1 protein-coding gene and 1 pseudogene are annotated in these 3,406 nt (G+C 40.9%); one reads left to right on the forward strand and one right to left on the reverse strand.

Features of this window, described 5'->3' with window-relative positions:
- Positions 1-113, forward strand: a pseudogene (locus ABP870_RS10520) (IS30 family transposase); the annotation flags it as partial.
- Between the two features lie 602 nt (positions 114-715).
- Here the strand turns inward: ABP870_RS10520 and ABP870_RS10525 are convergent.
- On the reverse strand, positions 716-3,406 hold a 2,691-nt coding region (locus tag ABP870_RS10525; protein WP_350015298.1), incomplete at its 5' end, for a hypothetical protein.

The following is a 3,406-nucleotide window of genomic DNA, read 5'->3' on the forward strand; positions in this document are numbered from 1 at the left end:
CTCAAGACGTTTTATCAGCTATAGCTGATAAAAGAAATAGAATACCTAGAAAATCCCTAAACTATCAAACACCGTATCAAGTTTTTCTGAGTAAGATAAACTGTCTAGCTTAATTTGACAATTGAGACATTATAAAACTTTAACACTGTAATTAATCGAAACAAGATCATAATAAAAGTACCTCAAAAAATATCCTCATCTGACAATACTTTTCTAGCCTGTTTTACGAGAATCTAGTGACCATGCTATACCAATATGACATCATAATTGAACTGTTTTTATTTCAATTCATTGAAAAATAAGAATAATCAATTGTGATTAACGATTTGCTAGCCACCAGTTAACCTATTCCCGCCTCAGTTCTGAAAGTTCTCAAATGTTCTAAAATAAAAACAATTCATATAAAACCACACATTCCACTGTCTCGAATAGACCAATGTATTAATGAACATTCTATAAAATAGTGATACCTACATCTTTTTCTCAACGTTCAAAACCATCAAAAAAAGCACAGCGGCCTTGCCCTTATGGATATAAGGAACAAAGCCGCTGCCTAACTTTTCATGATATTGTCCACTTGACAGGGAGCCACTTAGATTGATTTCCTTTTCTATGTGATACTACAAGTGACAAGGTTCGCTTTATTTGGAAAGTAGATTTTATAGAGACATCAAATCATTGTCATCTAATACTTTTTATGGCGAAAGATGGTGGCTCATTTTTCTTTCTTTAGCTTCTTCAATCCCCAGATACTTCCCAAGAGAAATACTAGAGCCACACTGCAATAATGAACAACACTTTGCAAGTGGGAATCTTCCACATTTTTTTGGCCTTTTTTCACAACAAGCCTAGCTGATTGGCGCTGCCTTTGATTCTTACCTGCTGCTTTATTATCGGTCAACTCATAATGTGTTCCAGAAGCATTTTTCGTATCAACGTGATTTTCTTTTCTAGAAGAAACCACTCGTGCTTCAGGAGCATCATCACCTTTTGGTGGCACAGAGCTCAACTCTATCTTTGATCCAACCTGTGTCGAAGTGGAGCGAGGGGTCTCTAGAATCCGTGGACTAGCGGTGTCAGATGCTGACTTATGATTCTTCTCTGGATGCTTCAACTCAGGTTTTTGACCAATATCAGAAGAGGAAGGAACCTCTGTGGCAACACTTGAACTAACTTCACTCTTTATGCCTATTTCGAGATCAGAATCCTTAGTATCTGTCGCTGGTGAATCAGGAGTCTCTATAGACTTCGTGTTGATTCCTGTATTTGGTTGTTCTGGAGTAATATTAGGAACTTTTGGAACCATTTCACTTTTAGCACCAATCGCTACGTTCGAATCCTTATGTTCCGTCACTGATGAACCAGATTGCAATACAGACTTCGTATTGATTTCTGTATTTGATTGAGCTGAAGTATCAGTAGGAACTTGTGGAACAAGCTCTGTTTTAGGACCAATAGCTACATCAGAATTAACTGACGGAACAACACGGGCTGTTGTTGAATCTTCTGCATTACCCGAAGGGATTTTCAATTCAGTTTTAGAACCTATCTGGGTATCAGTGGAACGTGGGGTTTCCGGAATCTTCAACTCAGACTTCGTGCCAATTTCTGTGTTTGGTTGTTCTGGAGTATCAGTAGGAACTTGTGGAGCAAGCTCTGTTTTAGAACCAATCGACGCTTCAGAATCAGTTGACGGAACAACACGAGCTGTTGTTGAATCTTTAGCCTTATCTGAAGGGATTTTCAACTTGGTTTTAGGACCTACTTCAGTATCAGTGGAACGAGGGGTCTCTGGAATCTTCAACTCTGACTTCGTGTTGATTTCTGTTCTTGATTGGTCTGGAGTATCGGTAGGAACTTGTGGAACAAGCTCTGTTTTAGAACCAATCGCCACTTCAGAAGCAGTTGACGGAACTACACGGGCTGTTGTTGAATCTTCGGCATTACCTGTAGGGAATTGCAACTTGGTTTTAGGACCTACTTCAGTATCAGTGGAACGAGGGGTCTCCGGAATCTTCAACTCTGACTTCGTGCCAATTTCTGTGTTTGGTTGTTTTGGAGTATCAGTAGGAACTTGTGAAATGAGTTCTGTTTTAGAACCAATCGCCACATCAGAATCAGTTGACGGAACAACGCGGGCTGTTGTTGAATCTTCGGCATTACCTGTAGAGAATTTCAACTTGGTTTTAGGACCTATTTGTGTAGCCGTAGAGCGTGGAATCTCTGGGATTCGTGGGATTTCCATGTCAGTTTCTGAATCTTTAGTCTTGGCCGGAGTCTTCAACTCAGACTTCGTGTTGATTTCTGTTCTTGATTGGTCTGGAGTATCAGTAGGGACTTGTGAAATGAGCTCTGTTTTAGAACCAATCGCTACATTAGAATCAGTTGACGGAACAACGCGGGCTGTTGTTGAATCTTCGGCATTACCTGTAGAGAATTTCAACTTGGTTTTAGGACCTATTTGTGTAGCCGTAGAGCGTGGAATCTCTGGGATTCGTGGGATTTCCATGTCAGTTTCTGAATCTTTAGTCTTGGCCGGAACCTTCAACTCTGACTTCGTGTTGATTTCTGTTCTTGATTGGTCTGGAGTATCGGTAGGGACTTGTGGAACAAGCTTTGTTTTAGAACCAATCGACGCCTCAGAATCAGTTAGCGGAACTACACGGGCTGTTGTTGAATCTTCGGCATTACCTGTAGAGAATTTCAACTTGGTTTTAGGACCTATTTGTGTAGCCGTAGAGCGTGGAATCTCTGGGATTCGTGGGATTTCCATGTCAGTTTCTGAATCTTTAGTCTTGGCCGGAACCTTCAACTCTGACTTCGTGCCAATTTCTGTGTTTGGTTGTTCTGGAGTATCAGTAGGAACTTGTGGAGCAAGCTCTGTTTTAGAACCAATCGACGCTTCAGAATCAGTTGACGGAACAACACGAGCTGTTGTTGAATCTTTAGCCTTATCTGAAGGGATTTTCAATTCGGTTTTTGAACCTACTTCAGTATCAGTGGAACGAGGGGTCTCCGGAATCTTCAACTCAGTCTTCGTGCCAATTTCTCTGTTTGGTTGTTCTGGAGTATCAGTAGGGACTTGTGAAATGAGCTCTGTTTTAGAACCAATGGCTACATTAGAATCAGTTGACGGAACAACACGAGCTGTTGTTGAACCTTCAGTCTTACCTGTAGAGAATTTCAACTTGGTTTTAGGCCCTATTTGTGTAGCCGTAGAGCGTGGAATCTCTGGGATTCGTGGGATTTCCATGTCAGTTTCTGAATCATTAGTCTTGACCGGAATCTTCAACTCTGACTTCGTGCCAATTTCTGTGTTTGGTTGTTTTGGAGTATCAGTAGGAACTTGTGAAATGAGTTCTGTTTTAGAACCAATCGCCACATCAGAATCAGTTGACGGAACAAC

The organism is Streptococcus jiangjianxini, assembly GCF_040225085.1.
In the GTDB taxonomy this organism is placed as follows: Bacteria; Bacillota; Bacilli; order Lactobacillales; family Streptococcaceae; genus Streptococcus; species Streptococcus jiangjianxini.